The 14,787-nt window shown below is 69.3% G+C and carries 11 protein-coding genes; 3 read left to right on the top strand and 8 right to left on the bottom strand.

What is annotated here, in order from left to right; translation table 11 throughout:
- Positions 1-129 precede the first annotated feature (129 nt).
- The 3 genes from U1T56_RS18470 to U1T56_RS18460 all read right to left on the bottom strand — a co-directional run bounded on the left by U1T56_RS18470 (position 130) and on the right by U1T56_RS18460 (position 6,107).
- Positions 130-714, bottom strand: coding sequence for a class I SAM-dependent methyltransferase (locus tag U1T56_RS18470; protein ID WP_418160969.1), 585 nt, complete (start codon positions 712-714; stop codon positions 130-132).
- Between the two features lie 203 nt (positions 715-917).
- Complete coding sequence (locus tag U1T56_RS18465; protein WP_418160968.1) at positions 918-5,807, bottom strand: NAD-glutamate dehydrogenase; 4,890 nt, start codon at positions 5,805-5,807, stop codon at positions 918-920.
- An 87-nt stretch (positions 5,808-5,894) separates the two neighbouring features.
- A complete protein-coding gene (locus tag U1T56_RS18460; protein ID WP_418160967.1) occupies positions 5,895-6,107 on the bottom strand; it encodes a hypothetical protein in 213 nt (70 codons plus the stop codon).
- 167 nt (positions 6,108-6,274) lie between these two features.
- On the opposite strand from U1T56_RS18460, the gene U1T56_RS18455 reads away from it, so the two are divergent.
- Positions 6,275-7,204 carry an L-lactate dehydrogenase gene (locus U1T56_RS18455; protein WP_418160966.1) on the top strand — a complete coding sequence of 310 codons (930 nt, stop codon included), beginning with the start codon at positions 6,275-6,277 and terminating at the stop codon, positions 7,202-7,204.
- 8 nt (positions 7,205-7,212) lie between these two features.
- Here U1T56_RS18455 and U1T56_RS18450 read toward each other — a convergent pair whose 3' ends face one another.
- From U1T56_RS18450 to U1T56_RS18430, 5 genes are read right to left on the bottom strand one after another with little or no spacing between them, the layout of a single operon-like run.
- Positions 7,213-7,578 carry a c-type cytochrome gene (locus U1T56_RS18450; RefSeq protein WP_418160965.1) on the bottom strand — a complete coding sequence of 122 codons (366 nt, stop codon included), beginning with the start codon at positions 7,576-7,578 and terminating at the stop codon, positions 7,213-7,215.
- A 26-nt stretch (positions 7,579-7,604) separates the two neighbouring features.
- Positions 7,605-9,518, bottom strand: coding sequence for a nitric oxide reductase activation protein NorD (locus U1T56_RS18445; RefSeq protein ID WP_418160964.1), 1,914 nt, complete (start codon positions 9,516-9,518; stop codon positions 7,605-7,607).
- A gap of 10 nt (positions 9,519-9,528) precedes the next feature.
- On the bottom strand, positions 9,529-10,338 hold the full coding sequence (locus tag U1T56_RS18440; protein ID WP_418160963.1) for a CbbQ/NirQ/NorQ/GpvN family protein: 810 nt from the start codon (positions 10,336-10,338) through the stop codon (positions 9,529-9,531).
- 24 nt (positions 10,339-10,362) lie between these two features.
- Complete coding sequence (locus U1T56_RS18435; RefSeq protein ID WP_418160962.1) at positions 10,363-11,721, bottom strand: cbb3-type cytochrome c oxidase subunit I; 1,359 nt, start codon at positions 11,719-11,721, stop codon at positions 10,363-10,365.
- 31 nt (positions 11,722-11,752) lie between these two features.
- A complete protein-coding gene (locus U1T56_RS18430) occupies positions 11,753-12,205 on the bottom strand; it encodes a c-type cytochrome (protein WP_418160961.1) in 453 nt (150 codons plus the stop codon).
- A 153-nt stretch (positions 12,206-12,358) separates the two neighbouring features.
- Here U1T56_RS18430 and U1T56_RS18425 point away from each other — a divergent pair, with 153 nt between their 5' ends.
- Both U1T56_RS18425 and U1T56_RS18420 read left to right on the top strand, forming a co-directional pair.
- Positions 12,359-13,360 (top strand): TRAP transporter substrate-binding protein, encoded by a 1,002-nt coding sequence (locus U1T56_RS18425; RefSeq protein ID WP_418160960.1) that lies wholly within the window; start codon positions 12,359-12,361, stop codon positions 13,358-13,360.
- Positions 13,350-14,363: a glycosyl transferase family protein gene (locus tag U1T56_RS18420; RefSeq protein ID WP_418160959.1), complete on the top strand. Its 1,014-nt coding sequence runs from the start codon at positions 13,350-13,352 to the stop codon at positions 14,361-14,363. The genes U1T56_RS18425 and U1T56_RS18420 overlap by 11 nt, the downstream gene beginning before the upstream one ends.
- Positions 14,364-14,787: the final 424 nt, after the last annotated feature.

Here is a 14,787-nt window from a genome sequence, read left to right as displayed (position 1 = left end):
CCGCTCGCTCATGCGTCGCGGTTCGTGCCGCAATGGTCAACCGCAGTGCGACAGAACGGCGCATCCGACCGGAAAAGCCGAAGGGGGGCCGCGCCCGTTCGCGCCCCCTTTCTCGCAGAAGGCGAACGCTTACCCGCCGGCGAGCTTCGTGTAGCGCCAGACCGCGGCCGGCGGGAAATTCCACAGGACGTAGCGGGCGATTCTGGCCTCGAGCCCGAGCTTCTTCGCCGGAATCGGACAGATCGGCGAATAGCTGTACTGCAGCATGAAGCGGCCGGGCTTCATCGCCTTGAAGCCCTGCTCGATGATGGCCTTCTGGAACTCGAACGGCATGCCGACCATGGGCAGGCCGGAGATCACGGTGCCGATCTCGCCGACCTCCTGCCGGGCGAGAATCTCGTCGAGCCGGGTCGCGTCACCCTGGATCACGCGGCAGCCGGTGAGACGCTCCTTGAGGTACGCATAAAGAGCGCCGTCGAGCTCGATCACGATCAGACGGTCGCGGGGAATGCCTCGCTCGATCAGTCCCTGCGAGATGGCGCCCGTGCCGCCGCCGAGCTCGACCACGTACTGGCCAGGCTGCCAGGCGACCTCGGCAGCCACCGCCCGTGCCAGGGCACGCGAGGACGGAATGACCGAGCCCATGGATTTGGGTGAGCGTAGCCATTGCCGGAAAAACAGCTCGCCCTCTTTCATCAGCTCGCTTGGCTGCATGCCCTGAACCTCCACGGCTCCAGGCCGGCTGCCCGCCTGCCCGCGCCCTTGTGCCTTGCCGGTTGACGTCCTACCCTGCCACGGCTTTGCCATCGACGCTTCATTCAGCCGTCACAAGGGCCGGCGGAACATAGCGTTCCGCGTCGGGGATGGCAAACATCGCTGCCTCCGGGGTTGTTCCCGAAATCATCGTGTCGTTCTCGTCACACCGGCGCGCGGCGCGGCAACAGTTCGCCCAGGCTGCGGACCGCCACCGTCAGCATGGCGAGATCCGGCGCCGGCGTCTCCTGCAGCTCGCGCACCAGCTCGCGGTAGCGGGCGAGGCCTAGAAGATGCGCCTCGAGCCACCGGCCGACGCCCTCGGCGGTCGCGGCAGCGTCCTCACGCGCCACATCGGCCGCGAGTGCCGCCGCGGTGAGGCCACGCAGGACACCGGACAGATCGTCCTCGAGGCCGGTCAGGGCCAGCCGGTCCCAGCGGTCGCGCCGCGGTGCGGTCTGGATGCAGCGCTTGAGCCACGGCAGATCGAGAGCGGCATCGAGCGCGAAATGGACGCGCGCTGCCGCGAGCAGCCGCTCGTCCGCCGGCACCGCCTCGGCCTCGGGCCAGCAGACCCAGACGATGTCGCAGGCGGACAGCAGATGGGGCAGGCCCGCGATCGTGCGCGCGAGCTCGGGCTCCACCCCGGCGGCGACGTAATCCGCCGCCGCGGCCGCGATTCCGCTCGCGTGCGACCCGCTCACGACCCGATCGAGGTGGCGCATGATCACGGCGATGCCGGGCCGGAAACGACTGACGGTGTCGCGGATCCGCAAGGGCCGACTGCTCTGGGTCATGAACCAGCGCGTGCCGCGCAGCAGCACGTCGCGAGCGGCCACGAACATCCGGGTCTGGAGTGCCGCGGGCACGGTAGCCGGCACGGCCTCGATGGCGCCCCACACCTGCAGCAGGTTGAACGCGTCGCGTGCCGCGACGTAGCTCAGCATGACGTCCTCGAGCGTGCCGCCGGTCTCGTCCTCGAGCTCCGCGACGAACACGGCGAGGCCGCGATTGACCACGCTGTTGGCGATCCAGGTGGCGACGATCTCGCGTTTCAGGCGATGGCGCTCGATCTCGGCGGCGAAGCGCCGGCGCAGCGGCCGCGGGAAGTACTTGGCGATATCCTGGGCGAGATAGGCCCGGTCCGGCAGCTCGGTGCCGAGCAGGTCCTCGTAGAGGGTCATCTTGGCATAGGCGAGAAGCACCGCCTGCTCGGGCCGGGTCAGGCCGCGGCCTATTTTACGCCGCTCGGCGAGCTCGGCATCGCCCGGCAGGCGCTCGAGCTCGCGGTCGAGCCGGCCTTGCGCCTCGAGCCGGCGCATGAGGCGGATCTCGGCGTCGAGCAGATCGAGCCCCAGGGCCTCGGTGATCGAGAGTGCCAAGTTCTGGAGCACGTTGTCGCGCAGGACGAGCTCCGCCACCTCGTCGGTCATGGCCTCGAGCAGCTCGTCGCGCTGCTTCATGGTGAGATCGCCGGCGCGCACGACCTCGCCCAGGAGGATCTTGATGTTGACCTCGTGGTCGGAGCAGTCGACGCCGGCCGAGTTGTCGATGAAGTCGGTGTTGATCCGCCCGCCCCTCAGCGCGAACTCGACCCGGCCCTTCTGGGTGAAGCCGAGATTGCCGCCTTCGGCCACGACCCGGCAGCGGAGATCCTCGCCATTGACCCGGATCGCATCGTTGAGGCGATCCTGCGCGTCGGCATGGCTCTCGCTCGCCGCCTTGACAAAGGTGCCGATGCCGCCGTTCCAGAACAGATCCACCGGCGCCTTCAGGATAGCCGACATCAGCTCGTTGGGGGTCAGCGTCGCCGCTTCTCCCTCGATGCCGAGCGCTCTGCGCATCGCCGGGCTCACCGGGATGGCCTTCGCCGTGCGCGGCCAGACCCCGCCGCCTGCGCTCATGACGCTCCGGTCGTAGTCGTCCCAGCTCGAGCGCGGCAGCGCGAACAGGCGCTTGCGCTCCTCGTACGAGCGCGCCGGGTCGGGGTCGGGATCGACGAAGATGTGACGGTGGTCGAAGGCGGCGACGAGCTTGATCCTGTCCGAGAGCAGCATGCCGTTGCCGAACACGTCGCCCGACATGTCGCCGATGCCGATCACCGTGAACGGATCTTGCTGCGGATCGAGCCCGAGCTCACGGAAATGGCGCTTGACCGATTCCCAGGCCCCCTTGGCGGTGATGCCCATGGCCTTGTGATCGTAGCCGGCGGAGCCGCCAGAGGCGAAGGCGTCGTCGAGCCAGAAGCCGTACTCGCGCGAGATGCCGTTGGCGATGTCCGAGAAGGTGGCCGTCCCCTTGTCGGCCGCGACGACGAGGTAGGGATCGTCCGTGTCGTAGCGCACCACCTCGGGCGGCGGGACGATGCCGCTCGGGAGCTGGTTGTCGGTGATGTCCAAGAGCCCCCGGAGCAGCGTTTTGTAGCAGCGGATCCCTTCCTCCTGCAGCGCCGCGCGGTCGCCGCTCGCGGGCGGGCGCTTGACGACGAAGCCGCCCTTCGCTCCCACCGGCACGATCACGGCGTTCTTCACCATCTGCGCCTTCATCAGGCCCAGGATCTCGGTGCGGAAGTCCTCGCGCCGGTCGGACCAGCGCAGGCCGCCGCGTGCGACCTTGCCGCCCCGGAGATGCACGCCCTCGACGTAAGGAGCGTAGACGAAGATCTCGAACGCCGGCCGGGGAGCCGGCAGGCCCGGAATACGGCGCGGGTCGAACTTGAAGGACACGTAGTCCTTGGCAAGGCCGGTGACGGGATCACGCTGCCAGGCATTGGTGCGCAGCGTGGAGCGGATCAGCTCGAGATAGCGGCGCAGGATCCGGTCCTGATCGAGGCTCGAGACCCGGTTGAGCCGGTCCAAGACGAGCGCCTCCAGCTCCTGCTGCAGCTCGAGCCGGTTCTCCACCTCGGGCGAGGGGTTGAAGCGGAGATCGAACAGACGGACGAGATCGCGCGCGAGCGCCGGGTTGGCGATCAGGGTCTGCTCGATATAAGCCTGGCTGAAGGGGGTGCCGATCTGGAGGATGTACTTGCAGTAGGCGCGCAGGATGACGATCTCGCGCACGCCCAGGCCCGCCGCCAGCACGAGACGGTTGAAGCCGTCGTTCTCGAGCCGGTCCGACCAGACGGCGAGGAACAGATCCTGGAAGTGCTCGCGTACGGCATCGACGTCGACGGTTCCGCCCGCGACCGGCCTGAGGCCGAAATCGTGCAGCGCGTAGAGCCGGCCGTCGGCGGCCCGGATCGTGCTGGGCTCCTCGGTGAGCACGCGCAGGCCCATGTTCTCGAGGATGGGCAGCACGTCCGAGAGCAGCACGGGCTGATCGCGCCGGATCAGCTTGAAGCGCAGCATTTCCGGCGGGTCCTCGAGCCGCCGGTAGAGGGTGAGGGCGAGTGCCGCCCCGTCGGCGCGCGACAGCCGGTCGATGCTCCTGATGTCGGGAACGGCGGCACGCGCGTCGACGCGCTCCTGGTAGGAGGCGGGAAAGGCGCGGCCGTAGAGCTCGAACAGCCGGTTGCCGGTCTCCTCGCCCGCGGCCTCGAGCAGCGCTTCGCGCAGGCGGTCGACCCAGCTCCGGGAAGCCTCGATCAGACGGCGCTCGAGCGCGTCGGTATCGAGGTCGGCCGGAATGCCGTGTGGCGTCTTCAGCGTGAACAGGAGGCGGGCGAGGTTCGATTCCGAAAGGAGTGCTTGAAACTCGCTCTCGGATGCGCGGAACGCCTGCTCGAGCAGGTGCTGGACGCGCTCGCGGAACAGCGTGTTGTAGCGGTCGCGCGGCACGAACACGAGGCAGGAGACGAAGCGCCCGAACGGGTCCGTGCGAATGAAGAGGCGCAAGCGCTGGCGGTCCTGGAGCTGCAGGATGCCCATGACGATCTTGAACAGCTCGTCCTCGGAAGTCTGCAGGAGCTCGTCGCGCGGGTAGGTCTCGAGAATGTGGAGCAGCGCCTTGCCGGCATGGCCGGTGCGGGAGAAGCCGGAGCGGGCGAGGATGCGCTCGACCTTGCGCCGCAAAAGCGGGATCAGGCGCGGGTTCGTATTGTAGGCGGCGGAAGTGAGGAGGCCCAGGAAGCGGTGCTCACCCGTCACCGTGCCGTCGGGAGCGAAGCGCTTGATGCCGATGAAGTCGAGATAGGTGGAGCGATGGACGGTGCTCCGCGTGTTCGCCTTCGTGATGATGAGCGGTGAGGTCGCCTGCCGCGCCCGCTCGCGCACCTCGGACGGCAGCGAGCCGAAGCTCGCCGAGAGCTCGCCGTCGTCCTTGCCGCGCATGATGCCGAGGCTCGTCCCCTTCACCCGGCGGAGCTGGACGTCCGAGCCGTGCTGCTCGAGCGCATAGGCGCTGTAGCCGAGGAAGGTGAAGTTGTCGTCGGCGATCCAGCGCAGGAACGCCTCGATCTCCTCCAGCTCCTCGGCCGGCACGCCGGCAGCGCCGGTCCGGAGCTCCCGGATCACCTCGTCGACCTTGTCGCGCATGGCGCGCCAGTCCTCGACGGCGTGGCGCACGTCAGCCAGAACACGGCACAGGTCCCGCTCGATCGCGGCCAGCACCTCGGGATCGCTCTGCCGGTCGACCTCGACGTGCATGAAGCTCTCGCGCAGGCCGTTGCCGACCTCGCTCGGCAGACCGAGGTCGAGGAGCCGGCCACGCTCATCGCGCCGCACGGCGAGCACGGGATGGATGACGAGATGGATGCCGAGCCCGTGGCGGTTCAGCTCCATGCTGACGCTGTCGACCAGGAACGGCATGTCGTCGTTGATGATCTCGACGATGGTGTGAGTCGACTGCCAGCCGTGCTGCTCGAGGCGCGGGTTGTAGACCCGGAGCTTGACCTGTCCGGGCTGCCGCTCCTGGCTGAAGCGGAGCTGGGCCAAAGCTGCGCCGTAGAGGTCGAGCGGGTCGCGCTCGGCGAGATCCTCGGGTGCCACGTCCCGGAAGTAGGCCCGCACGAACCGCTCGGCGAGTGCTGCCTCCTCGCCCGTGAGCCGCGTGCTGAGCTGGGCCGCGAGACCGTCGATGATCTCGGCCTTGCGTTCCTCGGCGCGTGCCAGCATGCCCGCCTCTCCCGACGTTCAGGCCCGAAGCCCGCCTATCAGACCACAGCCCAACGACGGATAGAAGGCCGTTCTCCGGCCGTGGAATCAACCCTCCTCGCGTCTGCCGGCGACGAAGGTGCCGCCGATCACGGCCGCAGCGATCGAGGAGGGAAGGAACGGCGTTGCCATGTCCAGCGCCGTCCCGCCCGAGAAGCCGGCGGAGACGGCACCCGTGAGGCCGACGAACGCTGCCGCCCGGGGTCCGGCCGATGGCGAGGACCGAGCGGCCGGGGCCTCGGCCACGAGCTTCTTCGTCACCGCTTCCCGGCTCTTCGGCATGGACCGGCGCCGGCCATCGCCGAGGCCGGCTCGCCTTCAGCCGCGCGCAACGTGCCTCACGGCATGCACCTGCTCGCGATCGGGAGTTGACCTCGGGAGCGGGTGCGGTCATCAGCGAGGATCGGCACTGCTTGGAGGCTCGAGCGATGAAAGTGGGAATCGTCGGGGCCGGCATGGTGGGAGGTGCGGCCGCGAACGCGTTGGTGCTCACGGGTGCGGCCGACAGGATCGTGCTCGTCGACCGAAACGCGGCCCGCGCCACCGCCGAGGCGGAGGACGTCCTGCACGCCACGCCTTTCGCGCACGGCGCACGGGTGGCGAGCGGCGGCCACGACGATCTCGCGGGGGCCGGGGTGGTGATCCTCGCGGCCGGCGTCGGGCAGCGGCCGGGCGAGACGCGCCTTCAGCTCCTCGAGCGCAATGCGGCCGTGTTCGCGGACGTGATCCCGGCGGCCTTGCGCGCGGCACCCGACGCGATCCTGCTCGTCGCCACCAACCCGGTCGACATCATGACCCAGATCGCGACCCGGCTCGCCGGTCTGCCGCCGGGGCGCGTGCTGGGCTCGGGCACCATCCTCGACACGGCCCGCTTTCGCGCCCGGCTCGCCGGCCATCTCGGCGTCGCCGCGGCTTCGGTGCACGCCTACGTGCTGGGCGAGCACGGCGACAGCGAGGTCTTGTGCTGGTCGGCGGCGAGCGTCGGCACGATCCCGATCGCCGACTTCGCGGCGCAGCTCGAAAAGCCGCTCTCGGACGAGGTAAAGGCCAGGATCGACGAGGACGTCCGCCGTGCCGCCTATCGGATCATCGCCGGCAAGGGAGCCACATGGTATGGAATCGCGAGCGGCCTCGCCCGGATCGTCCGCGCCATCGCCGGCGACGAGCGGGCGCTGCTTTCGGTCTCGGCCATCACGGAAGAGGTCGGCGAGGGCGCTCCCGTCGCCCTCTCCATGCCCCGGATCATCGGTGCGCGAGGTGTCGAGGAGACGCTCCGTCCCCGGCTGAGCCCGGAGGAGCAGCGCCTCCTCGAGCGCAGCGCGGCCATCCTGCGCGAGGCGATGGCCGGGCGCTGGTAGGTAGCCGCTCAGCTCTCGGGCTGCTTGAGATAGGCGATCACGTCCACGATCTCCTCGTCCTTCTTGAGGCCCGCGAACGCCATCTTGTTGCCGGGAATGAAGCCTTTCGGGTCCTTCAGATACTTGGCGAGGTTCTCCTCGGTCCAGGTGATGCCGGAGCTCTTCATGGCGTCCGAGTACTTGAAGTCCGCGACGCTGCCCGCCGGGCGGCCCACGATCCCGACCAGATGCGGGCCGACCTTGTTCTTCTCGGCCTTCACCTCGTGGCAGGTCTGGCACTTCTTGAACACCTTCTCGCCGGCCTCGGTATCGGCGAGCGCCGGCCCCGCGGCCAACAGGACGATCCCCAGGACGAAGACTGTCGCGTGCTTCATGGAATTTCCTCCCTCGAACGGTGAGATCAGCTCACGAGCTGCCGGTAGATGCCGGCGAGCGCCTCCGGCAGGCGGCCGAGATGGCCGACCATGGCATAGCCGCCGCGGCCGAAGATGAAGGGCACGTAGCTCTCGGCGCGCCGGTCGACCGTGACCGCGAACACCGAGAGCCCCTGGCCTCGCGCTTCGAGCACCGCCTTCCTCGTGTCCTCGACACCGTAGCGGCCCTCGTAATGATCGAGATCGTTGGGCTTGCCGTCGGAGAGCAGGAGAAGAAGGCGATGGCGCTCGGGACGCTTTGCAAGCTCGCTCGCGGCGTGGCGGAGTGCGGCACCCATGCGGGTATAGTGACCGGGCCGGAGAGCCGCGATCCGCTTCCGCACCGGCTCGCCGAGCCGCTCGTCGAAACCCTTGATGCTCTCGACCCGGACCTCGCGCCGCGTACGCGAGCTGAAGGTGAGGATCGCGAACGGATCGCCGCAGGCCTCGAGCCCGAAGGCGAGAGCCGTGAGCGCCTCCTTCTCGACATCGAGCACCCGTCGGCCGTCGACCCAGGCGTCGGTCGAAAGCGAGCCGTCGACGAGAAGCAGGGTCGCGAGGTCGCGTGCGCGGTTGCGGGCGTCGAGCCAGATCCGGTCCGAGCCCACGCCGCTGGTCAGGAGATCGACCCGCGAGCGGACGAGTGCATCCATGTCGAACTCGTTGCCGTCGACCTGGGCGCGCAGGATCTCGCGCCGCGGCCGCAGCGCCTCGAACTGGCGACGGACCAGGCGGATGTGGCGGCGCGCCTGCGCATCGGGACGCCAGTCCTCGCCTTCCTCGCCGGCAGGTCCGGCGAAGACGGCGCAGTGCGCCGGAAGATAGGCGCGACGGCGATGGTTCCACTCGGGATAGCGCAAGGCCGCGGTCACGGGCGCCTCCGCAGCCGCGGTCGTGCCGGTGATGTCGAGCTCCATCCGCACCCGGCTCGACGAGCGCCGGTCCGGGCGGCCCAAGGTCAGCTCGTCCATGTCCTGCGCCGCCTCGCGCGCGGCATCGGGATCCTCCTCGTCGTCCGGCCGGTTGACACCGGTCATCTCGGTCGGCAGTGCGAGGACCTCGCCCTTGTTGATCAGCGTCAGCGGATCCTTGCGTTCCTGATCCTCGGGATTCTGGCGCTTGGCCCGCCTCTTCAGCCGCTCCTCGTCCTCGGCGGTGGCATCGCCGGCCTCGGTGTCGGCGCGCTCTTCGGCTCGGGCGGCCCCGGCTTCGCCGCGCACCTCGCCCCAGAGCGGGCTCGGCAGGAACGGGCGGTAGCTGCGCGGGGCGACGAGCCGGCCCAGCGGCACTTCAGAATCGAGGATGGGGGTCGGTGCGCCGGTCTCGCCGTGGAGGCGACGCACCGCCACCTCGATCTCCGCCTCGATTCCCGTCAGGCGGCGCGCCGGCCGCAGCTCGAGCAGGGCCGCCGCGAGCCGCGCGTGGCGGCCGGCGAGTCCGGGAAAGGCCTCGAGCACCCGCGCCGTGGTCGCGGCGACGGCGCGCAGCGCGGCCACGTCCCGGCGCAAGGGATCGTCCTCGCGGGGAAGCGGCTCGGCCGCGGCGAGAAAGGCCGTGAGCCAGACATAGAGATCGCGGTTGAGCTCCGCCGTCGGCAGACAGTCCAGGACGGGCGGCAGGAGGACGAGCTCGCTCGTGCGCTCGGCACGGGCGAGGCGCTCCTCGTCCATGCCGAGCCGCTGGCGCAAGGAGAGGCGATGGCCCGAGGTGCGGGCACTGCCGGCCGCGACCTCGAGCGCCGGATCGCCGCCCAGGCCCCGGAACAGCACGGCGAGCCGCGCACGCTCGCCCTCCAGCGCCACGGCCGCGTCGGGAAAGCGGGGATGGCTCGTCCGGTCGCCGACCAGCCGGTGCCAGAGCCGGCCGAACTGCTCCTCGAACTCGAGAAAGGCGAGGCCCATCGTGGCAGCCTCAGCCGATGCTGGCGCGCACGAGCTCGCGCAGGCCCGCCTTCACGTCGGCATCGTCCGAGAGCGGCTCGATGATGGCGTGCTCGATCGCGAGCACGGGATCGAAGCCCGCCTGCATCAGGCTCGCGGCATAGACGAGAAGCCGCGTCGAGCAAGCCTCCTCGAGATCGAGGCCCTTGAGCGAGCGCACCCGGCTCGCGAGATTGATCAAGGGCCGCACCCGCTCGGGATCGAGCCCGCTCTCGGCGGCGACGACCCGCAGCTCGAGCTCCGGTCTGGGGAAGTCGAGCTCGATCGCGACGAAGCGCTGGCGCGTGCTCGGCTTCAGGGACTTCAGGATGTTCTGGTAGCCGGGATTGTAGGAGACCACGAGCATGAACTCGGGTGGAGCTTCCAGGATCTCGCCCGTGCGCTCGAGTGGCAGGAGCCGCCGGTCGTCGGTGAGCGGGTGGAGAACGACCGTCACGTCCTTTCTCGCCTCCACCACCTCGTCGAGATAGCAGATGCCCCCGACACGCACGGCATGGGTCAAGGGTCCGTCGACCCAGACCGTCTCGCCGCCCTTGAGGAGATAGCGGCCGGTGAGGTCGGCCGCCGTCAGGTCGTCGTGGCAGGCCACGGTCTGGAGCGGCAGGCCGAGCCGTGCCGCCATGTGGGCCACGAACCGGGTCTTGCCGCAGCCCGTGGGTCCTTTGAGCAGAAGCGGGAGCCGCTGGCGCCAGGCCAGCTCGAACAGCTCGCACTCCTTGCCCTGCGGCAGATAGAAGGGCGGGGCGGCGATGGCCGCCCCGAGCTGCGCCAGATTGTCCATGACGGGAGCCATTCCTTCTTCGGGCTACTCGGCCGGCTCCGGCTGCAGGCGGGTTCCGGGAACCCGCGTGAGCTGCTCGCGCACGGGCCCGTAGATCGAGTAGGCGAAGAGCACCGCCCCGATCACCACGACGAGGCCGGCTCCCTCGCGCATGGCGAAGAACAGGCGGAGCTGATCCTGCACGTCCATGTAGCTGTAGCCGCCGACGACGCGCTGCATGTGGACCTGGACCACGCCGGCGAAGGTGAGCACGAAGGTCATGAACGCCATGGCCGAGGTCATGATCCAAAAGCTCCACATGTTGAGCACCTGGTTGAAGGGCTGGACACCTCTGAGGCTCGGCATGGCGTAGGTCATGACGGCGAGGTTCAGCATGACGTAGGCGCCGAAGAAGGCGAGATGGCCGTGCGCCGCCGTCACCTGCGTGCCGTGGGTGTAGAAGTTGATCGGGTGCAGCGTGTGCATGAAGCCCCACACGCCGGCGCCGAAGAACGCCATCACCGGGCAGCCCAGGCACCAGAGCAGTGCCGCGGTGTTGCTGTGCTGCCGGCTGCCCTGGTAGGTCAGGTAGAAGGCCCAGACCACCATGGCGAAGAAGGGTGCTATCTCGAGTGTGCTGAAGATCGAGCCGATCCACTGCCAGTAGCCGGGCGTGCCGATCCACAGATAATGGTGGCCGGTGCCGAGAAGGCCGCTGAACAGGCTCAGCGCCACGATGACGTAGAGCCACTTCTCGACGACCTCACGGTCCACGCCCGTCAGCTTGATCAGGAGGAAGGCGAGGATCGAGGCCATGATCAGCTCCCACACGCCCTCGACCCAGATATGGACCACCCACCACCAGTAGATCTTGTCGATGACGAGATTGCCGGGGTTGTAGAAGGCGAACAGGAAGAAGATGCCCGCTCCCCAGAGTCCCGTGAGCAGCACGGTCGAGACCGCGGTCTTCCGGCCCCGCAGGACGGTCATGCTGACGTTGTAGAGGAAGATCAGCACGGCCACGACGAGGCCGATCTTGACGTAGAGCGGCTGCTCCAGGAACTCGCGCCCCTCATGGATGCGGAAGAGATAGCCGACGACGGCGACCGCCGCGGAGACGAGGAAGATCCAGAACTGGAGCTTGGCCAGGAACGGGCTGTGGATGTCGCGCTCGGCCTCTTCCGGCAGGAGGTAGTAGGTGGCGCCGAAAAAGCCCAGGAGCAGCCACACGATGAGCGCGTTCGTGTGGATCATGCGCAGGATGTTGAACGGCAGGAGCACGGCCAGGAAGTTCGGCCAGACATAGACCGCGCCGGCCAGGACGCCGAACAGGACCTGTGCCAGGAACAGGCCCGTGGCACCCATGAAGTAGAGATTGGCGAGCTTTTGTGTCGGGTAACGCATCGTCCGTCTCGGTTCCGTCAGCCTGTCCCGCTCAACCGGCCTCGTTCGGCGGCCAGCCCTGGGTGTTGATCTTGCTGGTCCACTCGAAGAAGCTCGCGAGGTCGTCGAGCTCCTGGTCGGTGAGGTTGAAGTGCGGCATCTGCCGGCGGCCGGGAATCCCGGTCGGCATCGACCGGATCCAGGCCTTCAGCGCCTCGCGCGCGCCCTGCGGATCGTCTCTGCCCCCGTAGCGCACCCAGACATTGCCGAGCTCCGGCGCGAAGTAGGCGCCCTCGCCCAGGATCGTGTGGCAGTCGATGCAGGCGTTCTTCTCCCACACCCGCTTGCCCCTGACGACGCCGTCGTTGAGTCCGGCCGCGTCGACCGACGTGGTCGCGGCATAGTAGTGGCTGTGCACCACCAGCGCCGCGAAGATGATGAAGAAGAACAGCGAGCCGCCGTAGAAGATGTTGCGCGCAGCGGCCTTGGTCAGACCCTCGCCCATATCCCGTGGTTTCCCCCTTTGCCGTGCCCAGCTCCAGGCGGGGAACCATAGGCCCGGAGCTGCCCCCGATCCTTGATCGCGATCAAGGCGGCTTTCGGGCCGGCAAGGGAGAGTGAGAGCCTTGCCGAGGTCGCATCCGGGAGGAGACGGAGGATGAGCGGAACGCACCAGCCCCTGCATGCCGGGCTCCGCCGGCGGGTCGCGCTCGGGCTGCTGCCGGGCTGTCTCGGGCTAGCCGTGGGCCGAGCCGCCATGGCAGCCCCCTACAACATCCGAATGGTCGGCAGCGTCGATACCCGGCACAGCAGCCTCGCGGCCATGGAGCGGCTGCGCCGGACCCTCGAGGATGTCCTGCGTGGGCGGCTCGCCGTCACCATCGACCGCGAGGGCGTGCCCGACGATCGGACGGCGCTCGATCAGGTACGCAAGGGCCAGGCCCTGATGGGCTGGGTGCGCGTGGCCGAGCTCACCGATCTCGCACCCGAGCTCGCGACCCTCACCGTCCCGTTCCTGTTCATGGATCAGGCGAAGGTCCTGAGCCTTCTCGACCGGACCACGGTCGGACCTCTGCTCAACGATCAGCTCCGAAAACACGGCCTCGAGCCGTTCGCCTACTTCGACGGCGGCGCTCTACGGCTCGCCGGCGCCACGATCCCCTCCCTGGGCCAGCTCCAGAGCCGGCAGATCACGGCCCGGCCGGGCAGCCTGCGGCAGGTGGCGTTCGAGGCCTTGGGCCTGAAGCTGCAGGCCGGCACGCTCCAGCCGCAGCGGGTGACCGGCGACGACCTGATGGAGTTGCGGACCGACGATCTCGTCGGCATCGCGGCGCAAGGGCCGCAGCTCGCCCTCGCCGAGCCGCACGCGCACGATCTCGTCGTGGTGCTGGCCAACCGCGACATGCTGGGCGATCAGCCGCTTGACATTCGCGAGACGATCCGGACCAAGACGAGCGAGGTCTCGGCGTGGCAGCTCGGCGGCGCCGATCAGACCGACGCGGTGGTGCTCGCCATGTTGCAGCAGCGCGGGGTCACCATCACGGCCATCCCCGACGCGGAGCGGAAAGACGCTCACGCCCGTGTGAAGGATGCCGTGGTCCGCGCGTTGCAGAACGCCGACCGGCACATTCTGGACACGGTGCTCGCTTATGCCGATTGAACCCGCAGCGGATCCTGCCCGGCCCCACGCCTTTGCGGCCTACCTGCGCGCGGTGGCACGGGGCCCGACGCTGGGCCGGCCGCTCGACGAGGCCGAGGCCGAGGCTGCCATGGGCATGATCCTGGACGGAGCCGTCGAGCCCGTGCAGCTCGGCGCCCTTCTCCTCGTCCTGCGCTACCGCACCGAGGCCCCGAGCGAACTCGCCGGCTTCGTGCGCGCCGTCCGCGCCCGGCTGCGACGACCCGAAGCCGCCGCCGTCGATCTCGACTGGCCGTCCTATGCCGACCGGCACAAGCAGCTTCCTTATTTCCTCCTGGCTGCCCTGCTGCTGGCCCAGAACGGGGTGCGCGTCCTCATGCACGGCATTCCCGGCGAGGGCCCGGCGACCACGCCGGTCTGCCTCGCCGCGCTGGGGATCGAGCCCGCTACGGACGTCGAGGACGCGGCGCGAAAGCTCGACCAAGGCGGCTTCGCCTATCTGCCGCTCACGATCCTCTCGCCCCGTCTCGCCGAGCTGTTCGCCCTCCGCCCGTTCTTGGGCCTGCGCACGCCCGTCCACACGGCCGCGCGCGAGCTCAACCCGTTCGGCGCCCCCTGCCAGATCCAGGGCGTGTTCCACCCGACTTATCTCGAGCTGCACCAGGCGACACAGCGCCTGCTCGGGCAGAAGCGCGCCGTCACCTTCAAAGGCGGCGGGGGCGAAGGCCAGCGCAACCCGGACAAGCCGTGCCGCACGCTCACCCTCGTCGACGGCGTCCCCGGCGAGGAGGTCTGGCCGGCTCTGGCCTATGGCGAGCCTTATCCCTGGCGCGGCGAGGCGCTGGAGCCGCGCAAGCTCGCGGACTTGTGGTCCGGGGCGTGGGCCGAGCCCGGCCCCACGGCCGCCGTGACCGGCACGGTGGCCTTGTGCCTCAGGCTGCTCGGCCGGGCACGCACCATGGAGGAGGCGCAGACCATGGCCGAAAGCCTGTGGCGGGAAAGGCGGCTGCTCCTTGCCGCCTGAGACGAGACCGGAGGCCGCCGCCGGTGGCCGGGGCATCGCCGCGGCTCCCCGGCGGCCCGATGATCTGGATCCCGATCCTCCCTGAGCTCGCCGCATGCGGTGCCTTCTTCATCGCCTTCTCGGGGCCCGGCTCGCCCAGCCCGAGCTGTTTCGCACCGCGCGGCGGACCGAGCCCGGCCGCATCCTCGGCGCGGTCGACACGCTGGTTCTGGTGACGAGCGGCTCGCGCGCCGCCTCGACGCCGGGCCGGTGCGACCTGCTCGTCGCCTGTCCCGTCGGCGGGCTCGGGGTCGTTCTCGTCCTCTACTCGGCTGCGATCGTCATTCCTCCCGGCCGACCCACGCGCGGGATCCCGAGCTCGCTCCAGACGTCCTGCAGCGCCTCGACCAGGCGCTCCATGAGCGCGTCGTCGTGCAGGGGCGAG

The organism is Benzoatithermus flavus, assembly GCF_037908215.1.
GTDB lineage: Bacteria > Pseudomonadota > Alphaproteobacteria > Geminicoccales > Geminicoccaceae > Benzoatithermus > Benzoatithermus flavus.
Note: the sequence above shows the minus strand (reverse complement) of the source record. Positions and strands in the feature narration are given on the sequence as shown.